This window comes from Paenibacillus sp. FSL R7-0345 (assembly GCF_038595055.1).
Classification (GTDB): Bacteria; Bacillota; Bacilli; order Paenibacillales; family Paenibacillaceae; genus Paenibacillus_AQ.
Map to the genome: position 1 here is coordinate 6,793,179 of NZ_CP152002.1, position 25,557 is coordinate 6,818,735.

General features: G+C 54.3%; 24 protein-coding genes. 7 read left to right on the forward strand and 17 right to left on the reverse strand.

Going from position 1 to position 25,557, the window contains the following annotated elements:
* The first annotated feature begins 3 nt into the window (after positions 1 to 3).
* Complete coding sequence (locus NST84_RS29395; RefSeq protein ID WP_342563538.1) at positions 4 to 753, forward strand: alpha/beta hydrolase-fold protein; 750 nt, start codon at positions 4 to 6, stop codon at positions 751 to 753.
* A gap of 72 nt (positions 754 to 825) precedes the next feature.
* Here NST84_RS29395 and NST84_RS29400 read toward each other — a convergent pair whose 3' ends face one another.
* From NST84_RS29400 to NST84_RS29415, 4 genes are all read right to left on the reverse strand, one after another.
* Positions 826 to 1,113, reverse strand: a complete 288-nt coding sequence (locus tag NST84_RS29400) for a DUF6509 family protein (protein ID WP_342563539.1) — start codon at positions 1,111 to 1,113, stop codon at positions 826 to 828.
* 17 nt (positions 1,114 to 1,130) lie between these two features.
* Positions 1,131 to 2,204 carry a 23S rRNA (adenine(2503)-C(2))-methyltransferase RlmN gene (gene rlmN, locus NST84_RS29405; protein ID WP_342563540.1) on the reverse strand — a complete coding sequence of 358 codons (1,074 nt, stop codon included), beginning with the start codon at positions 2,202 to 2,204 and terminating at the stop codon, positions 1,131 to 1,133.
* Positions 2,205 to 2,451: 247 nt separating this feature from the next.
* Positions 2,452 to 2,808 (reverse strand): nucleotide excision repair endonuclease, encoded by a 357-nt coding sequence (locus NST84_RS29410; RefSeq protein WP_342563541.1) that lies wholly within the window; start codon positions 2,806 to 2,808, stop codon positions 2,452 to 2,454.
* A gap of 61 nt (positions 2,809 to 2,869) precedes the next feature.
* The gene (locus NST84_RS29415; protein WP_342563542.1) at positions 2,870 to 4,081 is read right to left on the reverse strand and encodes a nitric oxide synthase oxygenase; all 1,212 of its coding nucleotides are present in this window, start codon (positions 4,079 to 4,081) and stop codon (positions 2,870 to 2,872) included.
* A 162-nt stretch (positions 4,082 to 4,243) separates the two neighbouring features.
* On the opposite strand from NST84_RS29415, the gene NST84_RS29420 reads away from it, so the two are divergent.
* On the forward strand, positions 4,244 to 4,561 hold the full coding sequence (locus tag NST84_RS29420; protein ID WP_342563543.1) for an antibiotic biosynthesis monooxygenase: 318 nt from the start codon (positions 4,244 to 4,246) through the stop codon (positions 4,559 to 4,561).
* A gap of 91 nt (positions 4,562 to 4,652) precedes the next feature.
* Here NST84_RS29420 and NST84_RS29425 read toward each other — a convergent pair whose 3' ends face one another.
* The 7 genes from NST84_RS29425 to NST84_RS29455 all read right to left on the reverse strand — a co-directional run bounded on the left by NST84_RS29425 (position 4,653) and on the right by NST84_RS29455 (position 12,342).
* Positions 4,653 to 5,495, reverse strand: coding sequence for an EcsC family protein (locus NST84_RS29425; RefSeq protein WP_342563544.1), 843 nt, complete (start codon positions 5,493 to 5,495; stop codon positions 4,653 to 4,655).
* Positions 5,496 to 5,700: 205 nt separating this feature from the next.
* Positions 5,701 to 5,985 carry a hypothetical protein gene (locus tag NST84_RS29430; protein WP_342563545.1) on the reverse strand — a complete coding sequence of 95 codons (285 nt, stop codon included), beginning with the start codon at positions 5,983 to 5,985 and terminating at the stop codon, positions 5,701 to 5,703.
* Positions 5,986 to 6,077: 92 nt separating this feature from the next.
* Positions 6,078 to 7,490 (reverse strand): hypothetical protein, encoded by a 1,413-nt coding sequence (locus NST84_RS29435; RefSeq protein WP_342563546.1) that lies wholly within the window; start codon positions 7,488 to 7,490, stop codon positions 6,078 to 6,080.
* A 184-nt stretch (positions 7,491 to 7,674) separates the two neighbouring features.
* Positions 7,675 to 8,451, reverse strand: a complete 777-nt coding sequence (locus tag NST84_RS29440; protein ID WP_342563547.1) for a methyltransferase domain-containing protein — start codon at positions 8,449 to 8,451, stop codon at positions 7,675 to 7,677.
* 275 nt (positions 8,452 to 8,726) lie between these two features.
* Positions 8,727 to 10,715 (reverse strand): FAD-dependent oxidoreductase, encoded by a 1,989-nt coding sequence (locus NST84_RS29445; protein ID WP_342563548.1) that lies wholly within the window; start codon positions 10,713 to 10,715, stop codon positions 8,727 to 8,729.
* Positions 10,716 to 10,887: 172 nt separating this feature from the next.
* Entirely contained in the window at positions 10,888 to 11,700 is an 813-nt protein-coding gene (locus tag NST84_RS29450; RefSeq protein WP_342563549.1) for a MerR family transcriptional regulator, read from the reverse strand.
* Positions 11,701 to 11,892: 192 nt separating this feature from the next.
* Positions 11,893 to 12,342, reverse strand: a complete 450-nt coding sequence (locus NST84_RS29455; protein WP_342563550.1) for a YdeI/OmpD-associated family protein — start codon at positions 12,340 to 12,342, stop codon at positions 11,893 to 11,895.
* 145 nt (positions 12,343 to 12,487) lie between these two features.
* On the opposite strand from NST84_RS29455, the gene NST84_RS29460 reads away from it, so the two are divergent.
* The gene (locus tag NST84_RS29460; RefSeq protein ID WP_342563551.1) at positions 12,488 to 13,591 is read left to right on the forward strand and encodes a UvrB/UvrC motif-containing protein; all 1,104 of its coding nucleotides are present in this window, start codon (positions 12,488 to 12,490) and stop codon (positions 13,589 to 13,591) included.
* Between the two features lie 775 nt (positions 13,592 to 14,366).
* Here NST84_RS29460 and NST84_RS29465 read toward each other — a convergent pair.
* Positions 14,367 to 15,233 carry an SDR family oxidoreductase gene (locus tag NST84_RS29465; protein ID WP_342563552.1) on the reverse strand — a complete coding sequence of 289 codons (867 nt, stop codon included), beginning with the start codon at positions 15,231 to 15,233 and terminating at the stop codon, positions 14,367 to 14,369.
* A 264-nt stretch (positions 15,234 to 15,497) separates the two neighbouring features.
* Between NST84_RS29465 and nudC the strand changes: the two genes are divergently transcribed.
* Positions 15,498 to 16,340 (forward strand): NAD(+) diphosphatase, encoded by an 843-nt coding sequence (nudC, locus tag NST84_RS29470; RefSeq protein WP_342563553.1) that lies wholly within the window; start codon positions 15,498 to 15,500, stop codon positions 16,338 to 16,340.
* An 85-nt stretch (positions 16,341 to 16,425) separates the two neighbouring features.
* On the opposite strand, the gene NST84_RS29475 is transcribed toward nudC, so the two are convergent.
* Positions 16,426 to 17,013 carry an NAD(P)H-dependent oxidoreductase gene (locus tag NST84_RS29475; protein WP_342563554.1) on the reverse strand — a complete coding sequence of 196 codons (588 nt, stop codon included), beginning with the start codon at positions 17,011 to 17,013 and terminating at the stop codon, positions 16,426 to 16,428.
* 121 nt (positions 17,014 to 17,134) lie between these two features.
* Between NST84_RS29475 and NST84_RS29480 the strand changes: the two genes are divergently transcribed.
* Positions 17,135 to 17,563: a MarR family transcriptional regulator gene (locus tag NST84_RS29480; protein ID WP_342563555.1), complete on the forward strand. Its 429-nt coding sequence runs from the start codon at positions 17,135 to 17,137 to the stop codon at positions 17,561 to 17,563.
* A gap of 105 nt (positions 17,564 to 17,668) precedes the next feature.
* Positions 17,669 to 18,724: an NlpC/P60 family protein gene (locus NST84_RS29485; protein ID WP_342563556.1), complete on the forward strand. Its 1,056-nt coding sequence runs from the start codon at positions 17,669 to 17,671 to the stop codon at positions 18,722 to 18,724.
* A 99-nt stretch (positions 18,725 to 18,823) separates the two neighbouring features.
* On the opposite strand, the gene NST84_RS29490 is transcribed toward NST84_RS29485, so the two are convergent.
* From NST84_RS29490 to NST84_RS29505, 4 genes are all read right to left on the reverse strand, one after another.
* Positions 18,824 to 19,813: a diguanylate cyclase gene (locus NST84_RS29490; protein WP_342563557.1), complete on the reverse strand. Its 990-nt coding sequence runs from the start codon at positions 19,811 to 19,813 to the stop codon at positions 18,824 to 18,826.
* A 41-nt stretch (positions 19,814 to 19,854) separates the two neighbouring features.
* Positions 19,855 to 20,649 (reverse strand): alpha/beta hydrolase, encoded by a 795-nt coding sequence (locus NST84_RS29495; RefSeq protein WP_342563558.1) that lies wholly within the window; start codon positions 20,647 to 20,649, stop codon positions 19,855 to 19,857.
* 162 nt (positions 20,650 to 20,811) lie between these two features.
* Positions 20,812 to 21,630, reverse strand: coding sequence for a methyl-accepting chemotaxis protein (locus NST84_RS29500; RefSeq protein WP_342563559.1), 819 nt, complete (start codon positions 21,628 to 21,630; stop codon positions 20,812 to 20,814).
* A 1,122-nt stretch (positions 21,631 to 22,752) separates the two neighbouring features.
* Positions 22,753 to 24,348, reverse strand: a complete 1,596-nt coding sequence (locus NST84_RS29505) for an S-layer homology domain-containing protein (protein WP_342563560.1) — start codon at positions 24,346 to 24,348, stop codon at positions 22,753 to 22,755.
* Between the two features lie 240 nt (positions 24,349 to 24,588).
* Here NST84_RS29505 and NST84_RS29510 point away from each other — a divergent pair, with 240 nt between their 5' ends.
* Positions 24,589 to 25,542, forward strand: a complete 954-nt coding sequence (locus tag NST84_RS29510) for a catalase family peroxidase (protein ID WP_342563561.1) — start codon at positions 24,589 to 24,591, stop codon at positions 25,540 to 25,542.
* Positions 25,543 to 25,557: the final 15 nt, after the last annotated feature.

Consider the following 25,557-nt stretch of genomic DNA (forward strand, 5'->3'; position numbering starts at 1 on the left):
CGGATGAGGACAAGCTACCGCAAGGAATACAGCCGTCACCTGAACAGGGACATGGAGTATAAAGTATACGGCCACGCCGGCAAACCGATGCTTGTCTTCCCCACCTCGCTCGGCCGGTTCTACCAGTACGAGGACTCCGGGATGATTGCCACACTCTCCAGTTTCATTGAAGCCGGCAAGCTGCAGATCTGGGCCTGCGACAGCATCGATGAGGAGACGTTCTTCTCTACCCACTGGAATCATGAAGATAAGGCGGTCCGGCATGAGCAGTACGATAAATACATCACGCAGGAGCTCATTCCCGCTATCCTCCATGAGAGCAAAGGGAACAACGGCGGGGATGACCAGAAAATCCTGATTTCCGGCTGCTCGATGGGCGCCTATTACAGCGGCAGCTTCTTTTTCCGTTATCCGCACTATTTCGATACACTGATCGCCCTGAGCGGCGTCTATTCCACTTACTACTTCTTCGGCGATTATATGAGTGATAATGTCTATTACAACTCTCCGCTTCATTACCTGCCAAGCCTTGCGGATGAGGACTACCTGAACCAGTACCGCAGCAGCCGGATTATCCTCTGTGTCGGCCAGGGTGCTTACGAAGATGAAATGCTGCATGAAACCCGGCTGATCGAGGAGCTGCTGGAACGCAAGGGCATTCCGGCGCAGGTGGATTATTGGGGATATGATGTGGATCATGACTGGTACTGGTGGAACAGACAGATTTATTATTATATAAACAGCGTTTTGTAAAAAAATTTACGGACAGCAAAAAGCCCCGGGCACTTGGCTCCGGGGCTTTAGAAATTTCTGCGGTATACGCCGTTACTCCGGCAGATGCTCTTTGCAGAACTGCGCCAGCTCGGCTTCCTCTTCATCTTCCAGGTCAAATTCAAGCAGCCTGCCGGTGGTTGTCTCCAGCAGATCGTAAGTGACCAGCACCGCTTCGCCCGCTTCGGCCTTGACTATGGCCCGTACCGATACTCCGCTCTCCTCGTACAGCTCATCCTCTTCCGGAATATCCAGATTAATCATGAACTCGTACCGCTTGCCGCTCAGAATGCCAAACGGATCTTTAACATCCTCGACCGTATAACTTGTAAATGTCAGCACAAACGAACCTTCTCTCTTTAGATAGCTTCTTGGGTTTTCTTGATCTGCTTGCTGCGCAGCTGTCCGCAGGCAGCATCGATATCCACACCATGCTCCAGCCGTGTGCTGACACTGACTCCCTGCTTCTTCAGGGTGTCAAAGAAGGCGCGCACTACTTCACGGTCAGTCCGCTTGTACTGGCTGTGCTCATCGACCGGATTGTAAGGAATCAGGTTGACATTAACCAGCTGACGGCGCTGTTCACCGATCAGCTCCGCCAGCTCCAGCGCATGCTCATGCTGGTCATTGATATCCTTCAGCAGAATATATTCCAGCGTAATCCGCCGGTTCGTCTTCTCCAGATAATAATCGATCGCCGGCATCAGCTTCTCAAGAGGAATGGCACGGTTGATCTTCATGATCGAGGTCCGCAGCTCGTTATTCGGCGCATGCAGTGAAATAGCCAGATTCACCTGCGTGTTCGCATCGGCAAATTCCCTGATTTTGCCGGCCAGGCCGCTTGTCGATACAGTGATACCTTTGCCCGCAATTGCCAGACCCTTATGATCCTTAACTGTAGTGAGGAAGTTCAGCAGGTTCGTGAAGTTATCGAACGGCTCACCAATCCCCATCACTACAACATGGCTGACCCGCTGGCCCAGACCGGCCTGATCCAGGTGCAGCTGCACCTTCATAATCTGCTCGACGATCTCTCCGCTCGACAGGTCACGGCTCTTCGCCAGCAGTCCGCTCGCACAGAAGCTGCAGCCGATGTTGCAGCCGACCTGGGTGGTTACGCATACAGACAGTCCATATTTCTGCCGCATCAATACGGTTTCAATCAGGTTGCCGTCCTGCAGGCGGAACAGGAACTTGATAGTACCGTCCGCTGACTCCTGCTTCACATGCTCTTCCATCGTCTGAAACACAAAATGCTCGGACAGCAGCTGGACACATTCCTTGTTCGCCTCTGTCATATCTCCAAAATCAGTAACCCGCTTGCGGTATACATATTCCCAGACCTTGGCAGCGCGGGACTTCTTATGCCCGTGCTCCATCAGCCATGACGACAGCTCTTCTAAAGTTAATCCATAAATGGATTGTTTATTCATGGTTTACCTCTTTTCAAAACATCTTCTCAAAACACTAAAGTCCAATCTATTCTAACGTTCTCAGCCCATTATGCCAACAACAATATCTTCTCATTCTCTCAAATTTTACGTATTAAAACAAGGGTATTCCGTGACCCGGCCCCGGCAAATGCCAGAATACCACAAACTGTTCACAGGCCTGCCCGGCGCCCGGATCACAGACAAAAAACGCAGCCCGGAGGGACTGCGCTGAATGCTGGGATGATGCTTACTTGTACAGCACCTTTTCCACATTGTATTTCGCTCTCTGCTTATTCACAATGTACGTTTCATAAATTTCGCGGTCAACCGGATCTTCAACGATGCAGACCTCAATCTTGGTCACTTCATCACGGTGCGGCTTCATTACCGAAACATTGTCTTCGAAATGCTTTTTGATGCGTGGTCTGAGCTTTCTTGCCTTGCCCACAAACAGCAGCTCATCCTTATCGTTGTAGAACATAAAGATGCCGCCGGCTTCCCGCGTAATCAGGTGAAAGTCGGTAAATCCGTAAATATGGCTCAGCACAGGATTCTCCTGCTTATAAATAGTGACTTCCGGTGCCGGAATGGTAATATTGATCATTCTTGCTCACTTCCCTCTTACTGGACTAAGATTCCATAGTATCACAGATCAAACGGCCTGACTATTGATGAAAAGGGCATTTCATTTCCTGCACATGGACTGCAGGCTCCTCTTGGCTGGCGGGCTCGTCACGGTCCGGATTGCTGTCCCGCCCTGCAAAAGCCGGCTTCTGATAAATCAGGCGAGGACTAAGGTTAAGCTCCCTCAGCTTGTTATCTTCCCAGATGGGTGTCGAGGAAGGTGACATCGGCGGAATCAGCCAGTGCCATTTGCCGGATACCTCCCGGCCCTTCTGCCTCTCCTGCTCCTGAAACCGGACGAACTGGTCAGCAGCAGTATGATGATCTACTATGCTGACCCCCGCCTGTTTGAATGAATGGAGCACAGCACGGTTCAGCTCCAGCAATGCCCGGTCCTTCCACAGCGAGGTATTACTCGAACGGTCCAGGCCCAGCAGATCTGCTACCGCCGCCAGCCGGTTATACCTCCCCGTATCCCCCAGATTGCGCGAGCCGATCTCTGTTTCCATATACCATCCGTTAAAAGGTGCCGCCGGATAGTCGATGCCGCCAATCTCCAGCAGCATATCGGACACGACCGGAACGGCATACCAGCGCAGCCCGAGTTCACTGAACCGCTCCACTTCCGGATGTGTGAGCGGCACCTCCTGTACTAGCTCCTCCGGGATTGCAAACCAGCAAGGGGGTTCTTCCCCGATGCTGATGACCAGCGGCAGCACATCAAAATCACCGCCGGTGCCCTGCCAGCCGAGCCGCTGGCAGACGGCTGTAAAAGCATCCGAGGCCGGGTCGCCGCTGCGGGCCTGGCCGTCCTTATCCGGGTAACCAGCGTACCGGATTAGCTGATGATTCCAGATCCGGATGGCTTTATCCGGTTCTGTGCCGCTGCGGAACACGGTCATTACCGGACGGATACGGCCGCCGTTGCCTGCCCGTTCGAGATGACGGAAAAGCGCGGCCGCCACCTGAGAGGCGGTTTCAGCTTGCCGGGCATCTATAACCTCAAGTGAATGCCAGAATAAGCGGCCAATACAGCGGCTGTTATGCCGCCAGGCCATTTTTGCGCCTTGGGTTAACTCTTCCTGTGTATGAAGATATGTTCCCGTTCTGATAATTTCTTTATGTACAGATTCTATGCGCCCGTTCAGCTCAGCCGGTGATTTCTCCAATTCACTGTAACACTGCCGCAGAAATGACTCTGCCTGCTCCAGCAGTTCATTTATATCCAATCCTTCAGGAATGTTTGTATCCATATAATCCTCTTTCTGTAAATAGAATAAGTCATTCCGGGTCGGACAAGAACCGGACTTCTATATTATTTACCCCAGACGCCGCGATCATCAAGGAAAAGACAGAGCAACTGTTGAATATAGGGGTTTAGAGTGAACAACTTGTGAAAAGGGAGGCTGAAAAAAATGAGCAAATTCGGTATGTATGCCAAATTCACCGCCAAGTCTGGTGAGCGTGATGCGCTGGCAGCCATTTTGCTGGAAAGTGCCGCTGCGGCTGAAGCCGTGGCAGAATGTGAGCTGTATATCATTAATCACTCTGAGACAGAGCCTGATGTCCTCTGGGTAACGGAGGTATGGAACAGCCGGGAGGCCCATGCAGCCTCGCTTACTCTTGAAGCTACAAGGGCGGCGATCCAGCGGGCCATGCCGCTGATTGCGGCTGTCGAGTCTACAAAGATCAGGCCGGTCGGCGGAAAAGGGCTGGTGTTCGGCGGCAGGTAGGCTGCTGATGCCATAGCAGACCTTAGAAAATGCAAGTAAACTTTAGCTGCACCCCTGCTGTGCTAGGTACGGCACAGGTGCAGCCACCCCCTTATTCCTCATCCAGCTCGGCCAGCCGGGCCATGATTCTCCGTTTGCGGTAGAGCATCTGCGCTGCCTCCGCCACATCCTCCAGCGCCTTGCGGTTGGTATACGCACCGAAGAACATTCCGGCTACCGGGACCGTCTGCAGCAGCTTCTTCCAGCCCCAGTTATCGCGGTATACAGTAATGACTTCCTTCCAGCCCTGAATTTTGGAGACTGCGGCGTTCGTTCCGGCTGTAATATCGCCGTCCCCTCCGGCCTGCAGATTCAGCTCCTGAAGAATCGTGCGCTTGCCGACGACATCGGATGAAGCGAACTGCATGACTTTTACCGTAAAAATCCGCTCCGCCTTATCGGTAGGATCATAACCGTAGCATAAGCCGATTTCCTGTATGACCTTCAGCGACAACCCCAGAATGGCAGGGATATCCGCAGCCAGCATAAACACTCCGCCGAAGCCCGTTGTCGCCCCCTGCACTGTGGCAACATTCCGGCTGTTCCCGCTGAGCTTCTCCGCGGCGGCATCCATAACGGCCAGCGGATATGGCCCGTGTTCCGGCGCTCCCGCTGCTCTGCCTGCAGCCTCTACAAGCTGCCCTACCTTGCGTCCGGCTACCAGATAGTTACCGCCGTTCTGGATGTAGCTGCCCAGCTCGTCCAGCAGCTTGCCTATTTTTTCATGAATGATTTTGGGAGTGACCTTGTCGAGCAGCTTGAACGGGAGACGGGTAATCCGGTCCCAGATCATCAGCTTATTCTGATCCTTCTCCCACGCGGCTATTCCGGAAAGTGCGTTCAGCAGCTCGTCCCGCGTCTCCATTGATCCTGCATTTCCTGAGTAATCCGGCATCTTATTCCCTCCTCATGGTTAAACTTCAGCCCGGCGCTGCAGGCTGGGCTATGTTCCTGAAGTTCTACGCTCGGCCTGCACAGCCGGTTTCGTCATCTCTCCAATGATTAACCGGAAATGACAGGCTTGAATGCCGGGATGCCGGATGAAAAAAGGGCATTCCCGGATAATACCGGAAATGCCAGGGTGCGGTGCACGCGATAACCTAGTCCTCAAAACCGCCCAGCTGCTGCTTCAGGCCGTCCAGTCTTTCCTGTTCATCGGCCAGCCGCTCTTCTACCAGCTCCACGCCATGGCCGTTCACCGAGCCTTCCGGTGCATGACTGACAGCTTCCTCTGCATGCGCCAGGCTGTTCTCCGCCTGGGCAACCGTCTGCTCATCAGGATGGCTTAACGCCTGAGAGACAGCATTATGCAGCCTGGTGACTGAATCATGCGCCTGATCCACCGTACTGTTGGTCCGCAGACTGGATTCATAATGTGGTTTCATCCTTGATACTCCCCCTTCTCTCACACTGTTGTTCTTCCTTAGGATGGATAGGGGGAGCTTATCTTATGCACCTGCTGGCCGGGCAGGGCGGCCTAGATCAGGAACATGGCGGCTACTGTCATCGCCGCCAGACCCAGCAGGACCGGCTTCAGATTGCGCCGGGCCAGCTCGAACGGGCTGACGCCGCAGATGGCGGCAGCGGGAATGAGCGCCCACGGGATCAGTGTGCCTCCGCCAACCCAGATGGCGGCCACCTGCCCAAGGGCGGTGAGCGTTGCGGCGCCGGAATGGATCGCCGCCGCGAACATCTGGGCAATCGAGCCGGCCAGCGAGATGCCCGAGAAGCCGGAGCCGTCGAGACCGGTGATCGCGCCGATCACCGTCAGTGTTACGGCTCCCACTGCGCCGTTAAGCGGCACATGCTCCGCCAGGGCGACGCCGAGGTCGTTGACGATGCCGTGCGAGCCGTCCGGCAGCGCGTTGCCGTACAGCGCGGTAAAGGCTGAGTCGCCAAGATAGAAGAAGGCGGCGATCGGGATAACCGGGCCGAATACTTTGAAGCCGAAGACAAAGCCTTCGATCAGGTAGGACGTCGTTTTCTCCAATCCCTGATTGCGGTGTGCCAGCAGGGTAGTGACGATCAGAATGAGTACAGCGGTGCCGCCGATGAGTGCTGTAGCATCCCCTCCCTGCAGTTTCAGGACGAACATGCAGATCACATCGAGCAGGAACAGCAGCGGGATGGCGATAGCCAGCCCTTTGCGCAGCCCTGCACTCATATAGACAGGAGCCGCATCATCCGGTCCGGCTGCCGCGAGGTCTGATGGCCCTTTTCCCGTAACCAGCCCGTCTCTCCACGTCCCGTTCTTCTGGTCCCGGCGCATCATCCAGAAGGCTGTGACGGTGGTGACAAGCCCCATAACAATAACCAGCGGCACGCTGGCCTGCATCACACTGGATACCGGAAGGCCGGCGGCATCGGCAGTCAGCTTGGGTGCACCCTGGATGATATAATCTCCGGATAAAGCGATGCCGTGTCCGAACAGATTCATCGCCATCGCTGCACCGAGCGCCGGCAGGCCGACCCGCACAGCCACCGGCAGCAGCACAGCACCAACCAGCGCAACTGCCGGTGAGGGCCAGAAGAAGAAGGAGGTTACCATCATAATCAGACCGATTCCCCAGTAAGCCATTGCCGGCGTGCGCAGAAAACGGGTGAGCGGGGCGACCATCGTTTCGTTCACACCTGTAATGATCAGAATCCGGCTCATCGCCACAATAATGGAGATAATCATAATGGTGCCCATCAGTTCCTTGGTCGCGTAAATAAACGAATTGAATATTCCCGATACGGAGCCTGTTACTGTCGTTGTAGCCAGCAGACCCAAGGCGAAAATCCCGGCCACACAAATCATTGTCGTATCACGCCGCCGGATCAGCAGCGCCAGAATGAATACGATGAAGACCAGATATACATAGTGGATTGCACTTAAATGGATACCCATTGCGAAGCGCGCCCCCTTTCTTCTATAGCAGAATGGTGCTATATGCTATGCAGAAGGATGGGCTTATGTTCGCAGGTTCCGGGCTGAAGCGACAATATTCGCCGGGTCTAGAGAAGAGAGAGGAGCAATTGCCCCCTGCTGTACCTAAAAGACCGCCCCGGAGCCGGAGCGGCCTGAATCATTCTTATCTTTTCACAGCAACGATCATAAAACGGTGTTCCATGCTTTCAATATAACCTTCCCGCTCAAGCTGCTGTTGAAGCCGGATAAGCCGGTCATAGCCTTTTTCAACCGAGAAGCCGGGAAATTCCCACTCTATTATTTTTGCAAAGTACACCAGCGCCCCTACGTCCCTAAACCGCAGCAGCGGAAACGCCTCGGCAGTCTCTATAACCTTGAACCCGCTGCGCTGCAGCTCACTGCAGACCGGCTCCAGGCAGAAACCATAATCGGCAGGCGCTGCATCTTCACCAAGCAGCAACTCCGATAAAGCCCGGTTATTCCGGCCTCCGACCTGCTGGGTGATAAAGGCCCCGCCCGGCTGCAAAATCCGGTACACCTCCCCGGCGGAAAAGGCCTCATGCCGGTTCATAACCAGCTCAAACGATCCGTCCGCAAACGGCAGCGAATCATCCGAGAATACCTGCCTCAGCTCAATCCCATGCTGCGGGAGCAGCTTGCTGCAAATCTCCACATTAGGCGGGTAAGCCTCCGTAGCGTAAGTCCGTCCCGGCGGAGGCGACAGTGACAGCAGAAATTCTCCGCCGCCTGTGCCCATATCCAGCAGGTTACCTGCTGCAGCATTCATATATGTTCTAACCGCCGCTTCATAATTCCAGGGCAGCTCTTCCCCTTCCATCCGTCCGGCCAGCGCGGAGAAATCCCATCCCCGGAAGGAGCGCCGCTCCTCCTGCAGCCAGCTTTGCTTCCATTGATCCATTTCCGTTTTGCCTTTTCCCATTATAATGCCCCTCTCGCATGTGTATATTGTACGCTCTGCGGATGAGGTGCAGCCCGGGACCAGCCTGATAACAAATGATATCCTTCTATTGCCCGGTGCGATCCTGTTATCAGCTCAGTCTGGCTGCACCGGGCAGTTACCTCGTTTAATCACCATCGTTAATGCCTCACTTTCATAAGTAAGCTAGTATTCCCCCTCATAGTAGCATGCAGGCATGACAAGGGGAAGCCTGACGGCTCCCCCTGATTGCAAACTATAGTGTTTCTACTAAAATGCTATTTCCCCAGCGCAGCTGCCGCCGCATCCTCGCCGCCGAGACGCCCGGAGGTGAAGGAGTATCCGAGGCCCACGCCATTGCCGACATAGGTGTCATTATACAATACGCCTTCGGATTCCAGGCCGACAGCATACAGCCCATTAACCGGCACCCGCTTGTCGTTCAGCACCTGGAACTTTGTATTGACCAGCAGGCCGCCGACAGAACCCAGATTGTTGATCTCCGCAATTACCGCATAATAGGGGCCGCTTTCGCCCATCGGCAGCAGATATTCCTTTGCTTTGCCGAACTCGCTGTCCACGCCGCTCTTGGCAGCCGCCTCATACTTGGTGAAGGCCTCCTTGAACACAGCAGCATCCATGCCGGCGCTTGCAGCGAGCTCTTCAATGGTATTGCCTTTAAATCCGTCACCGTTTGCAGCCATGGAATCAAATACCTTGTCCACATCCTGCCAAGGATTCTCCAGGGTGAACTTGTCTGCAAAGGCAGCGTAGAACTCCGGCGGCATTCCCGGCAGGCCGGGTGCTTTTACCCCGTTCATTCCCTTGGCCTTCAGCGCGTCAAGCTGTGCCTTTGAGACAATAACCAGATGATAAGCCCCGTTAAAAGCACTGGTATTCGCTGCCGCTACAGCAGTAAGCGTCGCCGCCTCGTCCCTGAATCTCGCTCCCGATGGGCCAACGTTCATAAAGTTAGGCAGGTAGGTGGTCATGAGCGGATAACTGGCCTGGAACGGCTCATACTGGGCCTTCAGCTTCTCTGTTGCTCTGGCCAGCGTCTGGTGCAGCATCTGTCCGCCGAAGTTATCCGGCACCTTGGCTCCGGCTTCCCAGGCCATCTTCAGCCCTTCCCCGATATTCTGGCCGAGCCCGCCGTTTACGCCCTCGAACCCGAAGGCTTCCTTGACCATTTCCTTGTTGGCGGCATAACCTCCGGTTGCCATTACAACGCTTTTGCCGGAAATCTCTAGCGTCGTGCCGTCAGCTTTCTCAGCTACCACCCCGGTTACTTCACCGCCTGCGCCTGTAAGCAGCTTCTTAGCTGTCGTTTCGGTGAGAACCTGTCCGCCGCCCTTTTCCACTGATTCAGCCAGCATGGCCCGCAGCAGATCCTGGCGTGTCTCATAGGCCGGAAGCATGTGCAGCTGTTCACCGCCGAAGTTGATAAAGGTTGTCTGATAGCCCTTCCCGGTCAGCCAGTCGTAGGTTTCACCGGACTTGGTTACATACTGGCGGACTGCTGCCGCATCCACCCGCCAGTGGTTGTTAACGATCCAGTCGGAAATTTCCTTCTCGACGCTGACTTTAAGCCCGCTGCTGACGGCGGCTGAGGAATTATAAAATTTCCCCGCCCAGGACAGATTGCTCGCCCCGCCGATGGTTGCTGTTTTTTCAATAAGAATAACCTTCGCACCTTTATCTGCAGCTGATACTGCCGCCGACACGCCGGAGGCTCCTGCACCGACAACCACGACGTCTGCCGCAAGCTGCTCTGTTTTGCCTGCACCGGCTTTGGCCACTTCCCTCGATTTAAAAGCGGCAACATCGCCGCCGGCCTGGTTAAGGGCATCTTCAACCGCAGCCAAAATGGCCTTGCTGGACTCGGAGGCACCGCTGACGGCATCCACCTTCAGGGTCTGGCCGGCAATAATCTGCTCTTTAATCTTGTCGATCGCCTCAACGCCGATTCCTGCCGTTTCGGTCTGGCTGAGGACTTTAATGTCCGTAATCGTCTGTTTGTCATCCAGTGTGACCTCCACCTGGACCTTGCCGTCTTTACCATCAGCTTCCGCCTTATAGGTTCCTGCTTTAAAAGAAGCCGGTATCCCGCTGTTATCTGCCGTCTGCTGCGTAGCTTCAGGCGAGGCTGACGGCTGCTCTGTTGCCGCCGGCTCTGCAGAGTTTCCGCTGCAGCCGCCAATGATGGCCAGGAGCATGATCAGACTGATTGACACATTGAACATTCTGGTTAAGCTTGGCTTACTCACTTCCTTGTTCCCCCTGTCGGATAAATAGCTATCCTTCTTTTCTGTCCGCCCTAATGCAGCGCTGCATTCTCGAGGCTGATGCCACTGAGTGTAAACCTTGGTGCTGCACCAAGGTCAATGAAGGAGTTGTGAATTTTTTCCCAAAGTAAGATTGGCCGAACGGACCGGATATTCAGATGCTGATGGGAATATTGATTTCCAGGTACGTCCTGTTCTCGTCCTGCAGCCGTTCTGTAAACAGGATTTTGCCGTAAACATCGCCGTCTACGTTATAGCCCTGCTCCCAGGCGTAATCCAGCATGAACTGGAACGCCTCTTGTTCCAGATAATCCTCATATGAGGTTACAATTACCGATGAGATGCATGTGCCGGACGGGATGTACTGCATGCTGTCATCGATACATACACCCAGCTTTTGCTGATCCTCCTCCAGCAAGGCCAGGCCCCAGTTGTAATCAAGCTCCCCGCCACTGCCGAGGTTATCCGTATTCTCCGTGCGGAAAGAATAAAAAGTGAACGGCAGCAGGTCCATCCAGGCCTGGACCGTCTGCTTCAGGCACTCCTTTTGCAGCAGCTGGTTCTTCTCCGTCTGCTGTAGCCGGTACATTCCCGGCATTTGCTTGATCCGGCACTTGCAGAGCTTATCTTCAAGCCCAACAAGCTCGTTATGGATAGTCCTGATCGTATCCAGCAGCATGGTGCTCCACCGGATCTCCTCCTCCAGCTGCAGCTGCGCGGTGTATATGGAATCTACCACCCGCTCTGCCGGTGCCCCGTTAATCAGCCCGGCCACATTTTGCAGCGGGATCTGCATACTGCGGTACCAGCGGCTCGACAGCAGATTCCGGGCATCGAGATCATTGAAATACCGGTAATTGTTGCGGCAGCCTTTTTCAGGCCTGACTATATCGTGCTTCTCGTATAAACGCAGCGTATCCGCCGTAATGCCAAGGATCGACGCGAACTCCCCAATTGAATATTTCATAAAAAAGCCCCCCAGCTTCAATGATAACGGGTTACTCTGGAAGACTTTGTAGTGTTTGTCACATTGCTGTGCTGCAGCACGCGAAATCCCCCATAATGCGGGCCCCCCCAAGAACATTGAATTCTTATTCATCAAAAAAAGCGGCCGGGGGCCGCTTCTTGTAAACAATATGCTATTGAGGCCGGGAGATGCCTATTGAGCCCGTCCCTCGCCCAGCGTCTGAACCGCCTTGCTGATGCGCCGCTGCCGTGTCTCTGCCGTTTTGGCATCCTCAATGGATAAAACAAACCGCCGTTTGTTGCTGTAGGATAATCCGTCAAAAAAGCTCCGGGCCGCCGGCTCGCGGTCCAGTGCCTCACTGAAATCAGGCGGGACTGTCACTTCTCTCGGCTCGTTGTCGGGCGCAAGCTCTACCTCAATTTCCTCCCCGGCGTTCACCCCCGCCCCCTTGCGATTCTCTGCACTGAGCGGGAGCATGAACTGGCCGCCCATCACCGCTACCGTGCTCGCATACGTATAGCCGTTGATGGTTACTTTGACCGCCGGCTTCTTGCCTGGCCCCAGGCTGGATACCACCTCAGGCGGAACGGAAATACCTGTGGCCGTCTTGCCGCTAAGTATGACTGTTGTCCGGAATTTCATCTGAATACCTCCAGTCCGAGTACAAATCGTTAAGATTAATCCCATTGTAGAGCTAAGGCTTGTGCTTTTCCAGTCGCCTGCCGGTGTAAATTTCGTATATACTTACAATATACCAAACTATGCTATACACAGAGGTGAATCCTCAATGAATCTGAAGGAAAAAGTGCACAGCCTCCCGCTAACGCCCGGCGTCTACCTGATGAAGGACAGCCTCGGCCACATTATCTATGTCGGTAAGGCCAAGCAGCTCCGTAAACGGGTACAGTCGTACTTTTATAATAATAAAGGTCATTCTCCCAAGGTCGTTCAGCTCGTCCGCAATATCAGGGATCTTGAATACAGGCTGACCGATACCGAATTTGAAGCCTTCATGCTGGAGTGCCAGCTTATTAAAGAAATCAAACCGATGTATAACCGGAAAATGAAAAATCCGCTCGCCTACAGCTATATCTCCGTCCGTCAGGATAAAATCCGCCGCCAGCTTGAAGTCAGCTATGATCCCGGTCCTCCCGGGGAAAAGCTGCATTTCGGCCCCTATACAAGCAGGAGCACTGTGGAGCGGGCGCTGCAGGGCATCAAGGAGAGTCAGCGGATTCTTTGCAGCAACCCGCATATTCAGGGCTCGCTGTGCCTTAATCATTCACTGGGCCTCTGCATCGGCATGTGCGGCGGCGGCGCTGCGCTTGATGTCTATAATAGAATTATAGACAAAGTGATCGCGCTTTTAGACGGTCAGGATCTGAGTATCCTGACCGCTCTGGAGCAGCGCATGAACGAAGCGGCGGAGCGGTTCGACTTCGAGACTGCGGCCAAATACCGCGACTATGTAGGAGCGGTCCAGGCACTGCTGCAAAAGGAGAAGGTCTCGCGGTTCACCGGCGAGAACAATAATATCGCCGTGCTGGAGCCGGTGGACACGGACAGCATTAAGCTGATCCTGATTAAGGGGGCACGGATTATATTCCGTACCACACTCGATTTGCAGCACATGGACCGCGGGCAGCTGCAGGCAGCGGTGCATTCAGCTATTCTGGAGCAGTTCGCTGCCGCAGCTCCTGAGGACGCTTCGGGGATTAACCGCCACACGATTGATGAGGCGCAGATTATCTACAGCTACCTCAAAAGCAGCTCCGGCAGCTATCTGATCGTTCCGCCGGAGTGGCTCACCGCTGCACCGGATCCGCTGCTTGCAGACGCCGTGGACAAGCTGCTGGCCGGGTATTTCGAGCAGCTGGAGGGGGCGGATTAGGCGGGAATGAGTGGCATTGAACAGGCTGAATAGGATAACGGGATAGTGGGATGAGCGGAATGTGCTGGATGAGCAGGGTTGTGCGGGGTTGTGCGGGTTGTGCAGATTTATGCGGAATTGGTCTTCTTCCTGTGACGCGCGAGGGTGTACTGAGACAACTAAGTGAAAATTCGACACTTAGATTCCCGAAATCAGCAGCAGCCGGACAATTAGGTGGAAAATCGACACTTAAAATGACACTTTTCACCGTACATGCGGGATATCGGCGAAAATAAGTAGCAAATTTCCACTTAATGCTTATAAAACCGGAGAAATGATAGAATTAGATGACGTTTTTACAACTAATTATGTAGGAAAATCCAGCCACGCCGGGGGCAACAGGATTTTTCCCCTCTATTCCTGCGTTCAGCAGGGCTGGGTGTGCTACTTTATTGAATTTTTCCCTCTATTGCCGCGCTCAGCGGGGCTGGGTAGGCTACTTTATAGGATTTTCCCCACTCTTCCTGCGTTCAGCGGGGCTGGGCGGGCTACTTTGTGGGATTTTCCCCTCTATTATCGCGCTCAGTGGGGCTGGGTAGGCTACTTTACGGGATTTTTCCATCTATTCCTGCGACTAAGCCCTATTACTGAGGTTAGCAGGCTCGATGAACACATACGCTTCGCTTAGCCGGCTAACCATATGTACAACAAAAAAAGCTGCCCCGGTCATTGACCGGAGGGCAGCTTTTGTCTAACCAGCTATCTGTCCATCAGCTCATTGCTGTCTCTCGCATGCTTACGCCTGCGCGACGTTCACTAGAGCGCTGATTCCCTCGCTGAGCGGGGTCTGCGGACGCTGCAGCAGCTTTTCCAGGTCGCCGCTCTCAATGTCCAGCGCGCCCTCACGGATTGCTGCCTGAATAGCTACCACAATCGGCAATGCCGCTTCAGGTACGCCTGCTCCCGCCATTACGCTTGCGTAAGTCTCGTCGTCTACCTGCTGCACAGGAATGTCTTTGCCGAGTACACCGCCGGCAACTGCGGCCAGCTCTGCCTGGGTCAGCGGCTTGCCGGACAATTCGTATACGGTATTGTCATGGCCTTCACCGGTAAGTACTGCTGCTGCCGCCTCTGCATAGTCGCGGCGCGTAGCCCAGCCTACCTTACCTTCGCCGGCGGAAGTCAGCCAAGGTGCTCCGGCTGCGGCTGCCTGGATGGAGCCGGCTTCATTTTCCAGGTACCAGTTGTTGCGGAGGAACGCATACGGAATCCCGGATTCACGGATGAATTGTTCAGTGGCCTTGTGTACCGGTGCCAGGAACAGGGAGCTGGATTCCGCATGTCCGACACTGGTGTAAGCAATGAAGCCCACGCCTGCCCGGACAGCCGCATCTACAGCCGCTTTATGCTGGCGGATCCGTGTGTCATTGTCGCCGTCTGCCGAAACAAGCAGCAGCCGGTCCACACCGGCAAACGCCTGATCCAACGTTTCCGGCTGGTCAAAATCACCATGGCGCACATCGACGCCGCGGGACCGCAGGCTTTCTGCCTTCTCCGGGTTTCTTACACTCGCTACGAGGCTGTCTGCGGAGACAGTCTTCAGCAATGCCTCTGCTACAATAGAACCAAACTGTCCGGTTGCTCCTGTGAATCCGATTTTCATCTCAAATTCCTCCATTACGATTTATTTTTATCAGAAAATACTGCCTGTATCTCACTTATTGCCTGTTTTGTATTACCTGTAACTATTGTAGTTACAATTTGAGCGGATGTCAAATCCTTTGTTATTACTTGTACCTCTTTAATAGTAAAAAAGGCGGCCTGTCCACATCCGGGGGTCCGCCGCAGCATATGCATTTGTTAGCCTTCCCGCATGGTGCTATTCTTACAACATGTACTTATACCGAACAAGAAAGGTTCTGTCCTCATGTCTAAACCCGGAGTATCTATTTACACACGCTACCTTCCGTCTGTCACACCTGATCCGCAATATACCGGCTCTGTCTACTGGCTTGTTACCCATTCCGGCAAGCTGCTGGTAACGCAATCGCCGGAGCGGACAGCCATTCCGCTGCTGCCTTCCCTTGAGCTGCTTGCAGCCGTTCCGAGCCGCACGCTGTATCTCGGCACTTTTGCAGGTACTCCCTGCTTCGCGGTTGAAGTTCCAGCCGATACGCCTGAGCCGCCGGGTATGGTCTTCCATCCGCTGCGCACTTTGTACGATGCGCTTGACGAGGATGTGTTCCATCTGGCCGGAAGGGCCCTGCAGCTGCTGGCCTGGGATGAGACCCACCAGTTCTGCGGCAAATGCGGCGCCGCAACAGTGCTCTCTACAACAGAGCACGCCCGCAGCTGCCCTGCGTGCGGACAGCTCTTTTATCCGCGGCTGGCTCCGGCTGTCATTACCGCTATCCTGAAGGACGGCGAGATTCTGCTCGCTCATGCCCCTCATTTTCAAAACAATATGTACGGGCTGATTGCCGGCTTTGTCGAGCCCGGTGAGACGCTGGAGGACTGTGTGGCGCGCGAGATCAGGGAAGAAGTCGGAATTACGGTGAAGAACATTACCTATTTCGGCAGCCAGCAGTGGCCGTTTCCCCATTCGCTGATGGTCGGCTTCCTGGCCGAATATGAGAGCGGTGAAATCAGCGTGGACGGGATCGAGCTCGATCATGCCGCCTGGTTCCGGCCGGACAGCCTGCCGGTGATACCGCCCCCGGTCAGCATCGCCCGCAAAATCATTGACTGGTACGTGCAGCAGTACAGCTAAGCTCTATGCACCTCCAGCTGCAGGACAAGCGGCCCCGCGGGATAATCCTTTCGATGGTTCCCTCCGCGGGGCCGCCGTTTATTTACTAAATTGCTGCCGTCTTGAAGTAACGATATACCCGCTCAAGCTTGCGTGCATGCTTGCCGCGCGGACTCTCCATGCTGCCGAACTCAAAAAACTTTACCTTACGGATGCCGACATAGTTGAACAACGCCTTACGCATCAGGATTTTGTGCGCATTCCCCAGCCACAGCAGCGGGTAGTTTGCCGGTCCTTTCATCACCGAAATGCAGACTACCGATTTTCCCTTAAGCAGTCCCTCCGGAAACAGCCCGCCCTTATCCTTATAAGCAAATCCTGAAGCAAACATCTGGTCGATGTAGCCCATCAGCATGGCCGGAGGCCGTCCCCACCATATCGGATAGACCAGTACAATCCGGTCAGCCCAGATCAGCTGCTCCCGGTATTTGGCCAGCCTTGGGTCACTATGCATATCCCGCCGCCGCTTCTCCTTATTGAAGACCAGCACCGGATCAAACCCCTCTTCATATAAATCCAGCACCTTTATTTCCTTCACCGTTTCATTATCCCGGCTGCCCCGCAGCACCTCCTGCAAAAAAGCATAGCTTAGGCTCTGATGGTTCGGATGTGTATAGATAACCAGTGTATTCATGCCGCCGGCACTCCTTTACTTATCATTTGATAAGTAAATCCTAGCACAATGGAAAATTAGTTGTCAATTGATAATTGTTTTATGATAATGTTTTTGCTATCGTCAAGGCAGAGGTGATCCCATGGACAATAACCCGTTATTCCAGCAAATCGTAGCTTTTACTGCTGCCGTGCATCAGGTTGCAAGCGATATAACCAAGGATGTGAAATCAGGGGCACTGACTCCTGTACAATATAAAATTCTCGAATACATTGCGGTGAGCCAGCCGGTAACACTGAGCGAAATCAGCGATTGCATGCATATGTCGATGCCCAATACGAGCCGCGAGCTGAAGAAGCTAACCGAAAAACAGCTCTGCTCCAGGGTCACCGACCCGGCCGACCGCCGCAGGCAGGGCATTACCCTCTCACCCGCCGGCGAGGCAATGATGGGCGAGGCTTTCCAGACCATCGGCGCCCGGTTTGAAGAGCGCATCGCCCATCTTAGCGACGCAGAACGCAAAGCGATCGGGCAGGCGCTGGAGCTTTTGCAGCAAAAGGTTTATTACTGAGCATTCCCGTACAGCACCGGACCCGCCCAGCATTTACCACAAAACCATTACGCCAGGCCAGCGTCCAACTATAGACTAAAAATCTATAGGCAAGGTGATACACACATGACAAAATGCAAACCTGCCCTGCTTCCGCTGCTAATCCTATCGCTATGCGGAGGAGGTGCGGCCTATGCAGATGCGCTTCCTCAGGAGACGGCAGCCGCTCCGGCTATCTCAGTCTATCTGGACGGAAAACCGCTGCCATCAGAGGTACCGCCCGTGAATGTTGACGGAACGGTGCTTGTACCGATGCGCGGGCTGTTCGAGGCGCAGGGAGCCGTGCTGAGCTGGGACAACACCGACAAAATTGTCACCGCAACCAAGGATAATACCAAGCTCAGCTATCAGATGGGTGCTTCCTCGGCAGATTTAAACGGCCAGGCCGTTAAGGTCGGCGTTCCCGGTGTAATCGCTGATGATACGGCGATGATCCCGCTGCGGATGGCCAGTGAGGCTCTGGGCAACAGTGTCAGCTGGGTCCCGGCTACCCAGTCGGTGCAGATCTCCTCGACTTCAGCAGCAGTCATCTTTGAAACCTCAATCCTCCGGGGTGTGACACTGCGCAGTAAGCCCGATGGCGAAAGCAAGCCTGTGACGGAGAAAATGCTGACTGAGGGAACCAGGGTCCATGTAATCAGCGTGGCCGACGCGCTCTGGCTGAAGGTCCGGACCGAGGACAATCAGACCGGCTACATCTCTGCCAAACCGAAGTTTACCGACTACACCAGTTCCTCCCTCGCAGACAAGCAGGCTGCCGCATTGATCGCCTACGGCAAAACGTTTAACGGCACACCTTATGAATTCGGCGCTTCTCCCGATCAGACCAAAACGTTCGACTGCTCCTCTTTTGTAAAGCGTCTGTTTGAGGATATTCTATCCGTCGAGCTGCCGCGGGTGTCCTATAAACAGGCGAAGGAAGGCAGCGAAGTCGGGCTGGACGAGCTGCGTCCGGGCGATCTGCTGTTCTTTACCGCACGCGGCCTGGATATCGGCCATGTTGCGATCTACGCCGGAAACAACAAGATTTTGCACACCTATTCCCCTAAGGAAGGGGTTCACACAGAGACCTTCGACGGCCAGTGGAAAAAGCGCTTTGTGACTGCCCGCAGAATTTTGTAGCAGGAGCCGAGGCAACAGCAGCAATACCAAAAGCCCCCGACAGATGTCACCGTAAGGTGCGCTGTTGAGGGCTTTTATCTATATTATGACTAATCGGGACTACATTAACTTTGCGGCAAAATCAAAGCTGTGCGTCACACGGTTTCTTCCGTTTTCTTTTGAAGCATAGAGGGCGGCATCGGCTTTGTGGAGCAAGGTCTTTTCCGAATCCTCAGCTGTGCATGTAGCGATCCCGATACTGACCGTAAGACGCCCGGTATCCCAGACAGCAAGCTCAGTTACCTGCCGCAGGTTTTCAGCAACCAGCCTGGATTCATCAGCTGTCAGACCAGGCAGAATCAGCACGAATTCCTCTCCGCCGTAGCGGGCAGCCGTATCCTTTTCACGGGAATGGAATTTCAGCAGACTCCCCAGCTTCTCCAGCACATAATCGCCCGTCTGATGGCCGAAGGTGTCGTTAATCCGCTTAAAGTAGTCGATATCCATAATCAGCAGAGAAAAGGGCTCTCCGGTCTCCCGGAACAGCTCCAGCTGCCCGCTCAGCATGTCCTCGAAATAACGTCTGTTCTTGAGCCCGGTGAGCTTATCCGTCGTAGACAGCTCTACCAGAGCGGCATTAAGCTCCATCAGCTCACTTTGCTTTTGCTGGATTTCGGAGTGGATCTGGCCCAGTCTGGCCAGCGCCTGCTCTTTTTCCCAGTAAGCCTCCTCAATCTGCTTCTTGGCCGAACGCAGCTCCTGCTCGTAATCAATGCGTTTGCTCATCTGCATCAATACACAGTCAATAACCGCCACACCCCCGGCTACCAGGCTACGACCGTTCAGCATATACGGAACCGTTCCACCGCTGACATCCTTCAGGCTGATAAACAGCTCCTCGACATGGCCATGCAGATTAATATTAGGGTAAAAATAAGAATGGAAAACAAGCTGGTTCGCCTTCGACATAATGGTATCGATATGTTTATGCAGCAGTGCCTCCCTCGTGTACCCCAGCAAATAAAGGAAGGTATGATTCATATCCGTAATGATGCCCTGATGTGTAATCGATATATACCCGCACGGGGCGTATTCCAGCCGTTCATTCATTTTAAATAACCTCTCAATACCGCGTAGTGTTCTAATTCTTCTTATAGATAACCGTGGATCAGCGCAATGGTCTCCTCCGGATGGCTGATATGCGGATAATGCCCCTTGGCCTGCATCAGCCGGAACTCGCTGTTCTTCAAATGTTTGTGCAGATATTCACCTACCTCAATAGGCACAATACTGTCATCCGAGCACTGCAAAATCAGCGTCGGTACGGTAGCTTCAGCCAGCAGCCTGCGGTGGTCCGACAGGAAAGTAACCTCGGCGAACTCCCGGGTTATTACCGGATCAGCAGAAACAAAGCTGTGTTCCAGATTCTGTGTCAGCTCAGGCAGATGCGGATTGTTCATGGCAAGCGGTGCCATAAAGCTGGCCCAGCCGCTAAAATTCATCTCCATCATCTCCAGCAGCTCGGTAATATCGCTTTTTTCGAACCCGCCGAAGTAGTCCTCACCGTCATTCAGATAGCGCGGGGAAGGGCCGATCATCACCATTTTGGCAAAAAGCTCCGGCCGTTCAATGGAAGCCAGCATCCCGATCATGGAGCTGACAGAATGTCCTATAAAAATGATATCGGTCAGCTGCAGCCATTCGATAACATCGAGTAAATCCTGCACATATCCGCGGAATTTTCCATACCGCTCCGTAGTGTATGCGCTTAAATCGGAATTCCCGGAACCCACATAATCAAAGAGCACCAGCCGGTACTCCTGCTCAAAAGCCGGTGATATAAACTGCCACATGCTCTGGTCACAACCGAAGCCGTGGGCAAGCACGATGGTCTGCTCACCTTTTCCGATCACCTTTACTTTATTTCTGGCTAAAATATCATTCATATGCCAAAACCCCTTATCCTCCAAATGCTATTCACTAATTGTGAAGGCGGATGCCCTAATTGACAAGTAAATCGTTATGCCAATCCCCCTGATCGTTCCAGCTAAAATGTGGAATTGTGAAATGCATTAGCCCGTCCGCAGACTGCTGCGGACGAGCCGGAGCTACAGCTTCTGGGCGAATGCATTCAGCTGCTCGGACATCTGCTGGATTTCATCGATAAAAGCCGAGATCTGCTCCGACGTTGCCGCCTGCTCCTGGACAATTGAAGCGATCTGTTCAATAGAGATACCCATCTGGGCCGTCGCTGTCTTGAAAGCCGCCAGTGTATCCTGAATCGTTCGGGCCCGGCTGACCGTTTCATTCGACAGCTTGCGGATTTCCTGGGCTACGACTCCGAAGCCCCTGCCCTTGTCCCCCGCATGGGCTGCTTCGATTGCGGCATTGATACCCAGCAGATGCGTCTGGCTGGCCACATTATTTATAATCGTCAATACCTTATCTGTATTGCTCACCTGCTCGCCGCTTCTTTGTGCAAGAACAAGCAGCTGCTGGGTAGAGGCAGCCAGTTCATTTGAGCCGTCGGCGATCTGCATCAGCCGGGTGCTCGCCTGGACGAGCGAGCCGGCGATCTGATCCGATATGATCCGCAGCTCACGCTGGCGGCGCAGCTGCACTGCAATCCCGCCGATGATCCGGCCTTCGCGGTCATGGACCGGGGTAGCCGTGCCGGTGAACTCGAAGCCGTAAAACTCCGCCGGCACCTCCGCCCGCAGCGGCGCATTATCGCGGATGGCCGCGGTCAGCGGCTCCTCGGCATGCAGGAGCTGACCCTCCCGGATATGCAAATCTATATTTTCTCCCGGCCAATAAGCGAGGAACTTCTCCAGGTCGCAGATTGCGATCGATAAATCAGCAGGGACGGCCGCCCTGATTACCGGGATTGCTGCCATGAGCTGTTCCAGTGATTCAACCTTGTACATTGTGTAGCCACCTTTTTCAGTAAATCTGGTATGGCAGATATATTTAGGAGTCACAGACTCTTAATTTCATTTCATAATGGTAATCATAAAATTTTAAGCAATTAGTTTTTATATCGGCTCACTACGACTGTTATTCAAGCGTTGTACCGCGTTTTGCAGCAAGTTGGGAAGAACGGCTTAACCGGGTAAGGGGGTCAAGAGGACTATTTCCTATTCGTGCCGGCTGCAGACTGCGGGCTGTGGACGCGCTCGGCGGAGTGTAGGCTGGGGCCGCTAGTCTTGTGCTAACCGCGGGCTGATGCGGCTCATTTAGGGGATTTTTCCCTTTATTCTGCACTAACTACTGCCTGGAGTAGCTCGTTAATGGGATTTTTCCCTTTGTTCTCTACTAACTACCGGCTGGAGTAGCTCATCAATGGGATTTTTCCCTTTATTCTGTACTAACTACCGGCTGGAATAGCCCATTAATGGGATTTTTCCCTTTATTCTGTACTAACTACCCGCTGGAGTAGCTCATCAATGGGATTTTTCCCTTTATTCCAACCCGACTACGGGCTTCACCAGCATATCAGAGGCATTTTTGCCCTTCATTTCGCACTTTCAGCCACTTGGGCCAGAATCAGAGGCATTTTTGCCCTTCATTTCGCGTTTTCAGCCACTTGGGCCAGAATCAGAGGCATTTTTGCCCTTCATTTCGCGTTTTCAGCCACTTGGGCTGGAATCAGAGGCATTTTTGCCCTTCATTTCGCGCTTTAACTTGCCAGCAGTAACTACAGATAAGATTCAAGCCCCTCTCAGAGAGCTTTAGATTCACACAAAGCATAATCACAGAGGCAATCAGTTAAAAAAGCGCCCCCTATAGGGCGCTGGAATATGTGTATTAGTTTACAGGGTGCGGGGTGCGGGGTGCGGGGTGCGGGGTGCGGGGTGCGGGGTGCGGGGTGCGGGGTGCGGGGTGCGGGGTGCGGTCACGTCTGCCCTACGGCCTTCGAGTACCACTTTCAGCACTTTAGATTCCCTGCTCCGCAACTCCTTATCCCACCTAAACGACTTCAGTCTTTACTCAGTCTTTACTAATCCTTTATCCATCCCTTTTACCTGCGCGACTCCACTTGGCATCTCCTAAAATGAATACCCCGCATACCTCTCCGCATTCCGGATGCTGGTCCAGATGTCCGGGCTCTCGCCGCTGATGTACCAGTAGGCGATCCCGGCGAGCTTTTGCTGGGCGGCCAGATTGATCTTGGCCGTCAGGGAGCGGCCATCCTCCAGCCAGATCGTGTGCTTCAGCTGTCCGGTATAGCTGACCACATATTGCCCGAGTGTGCTGTTCCAGACCGGCCGCAGGCCATAGCTGCCGACCAGCTGATTCTGCTCCGTAAGGGATAGCTCAGTTGAATAAGGCTGCGTGGAGCCTTGCTTCAGCACCCAATCCCGGGTGTACAGCGGCATGGCCAGAATCGTCTTCGCAGCCGGCACCGTCTGCAGCAGCTTGCTCACCGCCTGCCGGACGTACGGCAGCGAAGCATTTGAGCCGGGAGTCGGACTCCCGCTGTAGTGCTCGTCATAGCCCATCATCACCATGTAATCGGCCTGTTTGCCAAGCGCTGCATAGTCGAAGGCCTCCGTCCAGTCTGTCCCCAGATCAGGCGATACATCCACCGAGAGCACAGCGCCGAGCGCATGCAGCTTGCCGGCCAGCTGTGTAACAAAGGCAGTCAATGCAGCCTTGTCGGCCGCAGCCACATTCTCAAAATCGAGATTCAGGCCGTCCAGATCATATTTGCTGACCAGCGCCGCCAATTGATTAACCGCTGCCGTTCGTGCGGCCGTGCTGGACAGCAGCTGATGCGTCGCCGCCTGGTCAAACCGGTTGCCGACCTGCGGCCAGATCTGCTTGCCGTTCTGTTTAGCCCAGGTTACCAGAGAAGCCGCCGTTGAATCCGAAACCGTACCGGTACCGCCAACAAAATACCAGCGCGGAATCAGCGTGTTCACATTCGACTTTAAAATACTGCTCTGGTACTGTGCGGTCGTCTGGCCATACTGCCAGCCCATCACAATCTGCGTGTTCTTCTGTCCGGCAAGCTCGGCCGCCCACTTCTGCTGCTGCAGCGCGCGGTAGAGGAGCACCGCAGTCTCCTGTCTTGTAATAGGAGCCGCCGGCCGGAAAGCGCCTGTATCGTCTCCCTTCATCAGGCCTAAGCGGTTCATTGCCGCTACTGCACTGCCGGCCCAGCCGGCGACTGTACTGCTGTCCCGGAAGGCAGTCTGCACATCCGCAGCGTTGCCCGTCTGCTTAAACGCCCGGGCCAGCAGCACTGCGGCCTCCTGGCGGGTAACCGGCTGTGCCGGGGCAAAGGTCCGGTCTGAGGTACCGCCGGCCAGCTCCAGCTGAACAGCCGCCTGAACCCAGCCATAGTACCAGGCGCTCTTACCCACATCGGTAAACGGCGAGACCGGACTGTTGACGGGTTCCAGCTTGAGCAGACGGCCCAGCATGGTAACAAGCTCTGCTCTGGATACCAGCCCCCGGGGCGAGAAGGTATCTTCTGAAGTACCGGTTATAATCTTTTTGTTATATAAGTCTATGATTTCATTCTTGGCATAACTGCCAGCTATATCGCCAAACGGCAGCCCGGCCGCTGCTGAAGCGGCCGGGGTGTATGTAGTAAAAACAGCAGCTGCACACAAGACAGCGGCCGCTCCTGTTGCCATTCTTCCCAATACCCTTTTCACGTTCCGCCGGCCCCTCTCATGCTATCATTTTGCCGAAAGTATATCAGAGATAGAGTCTCTTATCACCGCGCAAATACTGGTAGAGGCAGAAGTGCCGACAGATTGTATGTCATCGGGGCATGCGGGGGTTTAATTCGAAACCCGCGTGGTTATGAATGAATTAGGGGTATAAGTCTCGGGTTCTATTAAATAAGAAATTGCCCAGGAGGGAATAGCACGATGAGAGATTCCAGTTCACCCGGCAGTATGCCGGCAGCGGAGAACAACGGCCTTGCCGCAGAAGCTGTTGATGCTATAGAGGGATTATCCGGTGTTCACCCGGGCTACCGCCGCGCCCATGCCAGAGGCATCTGCTGCCGTGCCGTGTTCCGGCCTAATGGGCTTGCTGCCGCCTTTACTACCGCTGCGCACCTGCAGGAGCAGGAGTCAGCGGCGGTAGTCCGATTCTCCGGCAGCTCCACCGATCCGGCGCTGGCTGATCTGCTGTCCCCGGCCAAAGGCATAGCGGTGCAGTTCAGCCTGCCGGACGGAGGGACTACAAGCCTTGTCGGCGCTACCCTGCCGGTCTTTTTCGCCCGGACGCCTGAATCCTTTATTGATATCGTCCGCACTGCGCATAAAGCGCGGGAAGGCAATCTGGGTCCGCTCGAGCTCATCAAAGAGATCACAACGCATTTCAGCGAGAGCAAGGAGAGCTTTCTCAGCCTGAACAAGCTGAAGCCGCCGGCCAGTTATGCCGAGTCGCATTATTACTGCATTCATGTCTATATCTTTGTAGACGCGCAAGGCAAAAAGCACCCGGTCAAATTTGAATGGGTGCCTGACGCCGGCGTGCGCAATCTTTCGCTCACAGATGCCCGGCAGCAGCCGGACCGCTATCTGGAGGATGAGCTTGAGCTTCGCCTGAAGGCGGAGCCTGTGGTCTTCCAGCTTAATGTTATTTTTGGCAAGGATGGAGATCCGACCAGTGACCCGACCAAAGCCTGGCCGGAGGACCGGCGGCAGATTGAGATCGGGCGTTTGTACCTCACAGAGGTCATAACGGAACCGGAAGAGCTGCTCATGGACCCGGCGGCCGTTACAGAAGGGATTGAACTCTCGGATGATCCTATTCTTCATTTCCGCCGCACCGCCTACGGAGAGTCCTTCCATAGGCGCCGCGGAGAACAATAACCCAAGAATGGAAGG